The following is a 1,489-nucleotide window of genomic DNA, read 5'->3' as shown; positions in this document are numbered from 1 at the left end:
CTTAGTTCGAGTTTCGCAGTTTTGAAGGGGGGCCGTCGGTCTGACGAGGGGCCGGCGGGTTGAGCGCAGCGAGCCACACCGCCGAAGGCTACGGATGGAGTCGCCAAACACCCATTCGTCGCCCGCCGCGGGGGCTCGCCATGACTCTGGTAACCACCTTCGTGCAACTCGTCCAGCGCATGAGCGCGGGGGCGATGACGGTGCCCACGCGCAGCCGGCTGCTGATGCTGCTGGCCGGCTGGGTGTTCTCGGGACGGCGCACCGTGACGGGAATGCTGGTGGCCTCGGGCGCTGCCGGGCAGCGGCACCACGCGGGCTTCCACCGGGTGTTCTCCGCCGCGCGCTGGAGCCTGGATGCGCTAGGCCTCGCCCTCTTCGCGCTGCTGCAGCCGCTGCTGGCGCCAGGGCAGCCGGTGCCTCTCACGCTGGATGACACGCTCGCGCGCAAGCGCGGCCTCAAGGTGTACGGCGTCGGCATGCACCATGACCCGCTCGCCAGCAGCCGCAAGCTGCCGGTGACGAGCTGGGGCCACTCGTGGGTGGTGCTCGCCGTGCGCGTGCAGCTGCCGTGCGTCCCCGGGCGCTATTTCAGCCTGCCCGTCCTCTTTCGCCTCTACCTCAACAAGAAGGCGGCCGCGCGCTGGCGCATCGCCTACCGCACCCGCCCCGAGCTCGCCGTGCAGCTTCTCGAGACGCTGTGCAAAGCGCACCCCCAGCGCCGCTTTCACGCCTACGCCGATTCCGCCTACGGCGGGCAGAGCGTCCTGCGCTACCTGCCGGCCAATTGCGACCTCACCAGCCGCATGCCTCTGGATGCGCGCCTCTATGCAGCGCCCCCCGCGCGCAAGCCGGGCACTCCGGGTCGCCCGCGCAAGCGGGGCGCCCGCCTGCCCACGCCCGCGCAGATGCTCGAGGGCCGCGCCCGCCACACCACGCTCAAGATTTACGGCCGGCAGGACCGCGTGCGCCTGTGCGAGTGCGTGGCGCGCTGGTACAGCGTGCCCGGGCGGCCGCTGAAGGTGGTGGCCGTGGAGCCGCTTCGCGGAGGGCGACCCGTGCAGGCCTTCTACTCGACGTGCTCCGAGGAGACAGCGGTGGAGGTCCTCACGCAGTACGCGGGCCGCTGGTCCATCGAGGAGACGTTTCAGGGCGGCAAGAGTCACCTGGGCTTCGAGGAGCCGCAGGGCTGGACGAAGCGGGCGGTGCTGCGCACGGCGCCCTGCGCGCTGCTTCTCTACAGCCTCGTGGTGCTGTGGTTTGCCCAGGAGGGAAACGCCGCGTACGCGCCACCCTGCCGGCCCTGGTACGCGCACAAGGCGCGGCCCTCCTTCCTCGACATGCTCCAGACGCTGCGTCGCGAGAGCCTGCGCGCGGAGGTTTTCGCGCAGCTGCCCTCCGCGCGGGAGCGCGAGAAACCCGCCGAGTACCTCATCGACGCTGTCCTCGCGGCCGCTTAGGGTGGCGTCCGACTGCGAAACTCGAACTTAGG

At 70.9% G+C, this 1,489-nt stretch carries 1 protein-coding gene; it reads left to right on the top strand.

From position 1 onward, the window contains the following. Positions 1 to 140 precede the first annotated feature (140 nt). On the top strand, positions 141 to 1,457 hold the full coding sequence (locus FGE12_RS29930; protein ID WP_153870077.1) for a transposase: 1,317 nt from the start codon (positions 141 to 143) through the stop codon (positions 1,455 to 1,457). Positions 1,458 to 1,489 lie beyond the last annotated feature (32 nt).

The sequence above is a fragment of the Aggregicoccus sp. 17bor-14 genome, from assembly GCF_009659535.1.
Lineage (GTDB): Bacteria > Myxococcota > Myxococcia > Myxococcales > Myxococcaceae > Aggregicoccus.
Note: the sequence above shows the minus strand (reverse complement) of the source record. Positions and strands in the feature narration are given on the sequence as shown.